This window comes from Bradyrhizobium sp. NBAIM08 (assembly GCF_020193935.1).
GTDB lineage: Bacteria > Pseudomonadota > Alphaproteobacteria > Rhizobiales > Xanthobacteraceae > Bradyrhizobium > Bradyrhizobium yuanmingense.
On the sequence record NZ_JADYVR010000405.1, the window covers coordinates 1 to 443 of the forward strand.

1 protein-coding gene is annotated in these 443 nt (G+C 66.1%); it reads left to right on the plus strand.

From position 1 onward, the window contains the following. Window positions 1–443, plus strand: a 443-nt coding sequence (locus I6F37_RS40135) for a hypothetical protein (RefSeq protein WP_225154397.1), incomplete at both ends; no start/stop codon positions are given.

Genomic DNA, 443 nt, shown 5'->3' on the forward strand with positions numbered 1-443 from the left:
GTCCACGACAGCCGCCGTCACGACCCCGTCCTGGGCGTTCCTCGATGCGGGCTGTTTCGCGCGACTGGGCGGTGGGGGCCTGGGCTTCCTGGATGCGTGCTACAGCCTGCACCAGCTCGTGAACGAGACGAACGCCAAGGACTTCTACAAGCTCGAGCAGTACGGGACCCTCGGCGCAGGGATCGCCGCGAAGATCTACAGCGGCTGGATGTCGGCGGTGCGAGCGGCCGGCAGCAGCACGATGCACTGGGTCGACTGGAGTCCGCGCGGGAACGTCAAGGGTGGCTGCCAGAACCTCACCCTCAAGGTCGAGGCGCTCGGCATCAGCTTCACGAGCCCAGCCTACTTCTGCGAGAACAACATCCCCACCAAGTCCGAGGCGGCCGGATCGTTCCGGATGGAATGGAGCTGCGGCTGCATCTACCCGTTCGGCCAGCCGTACC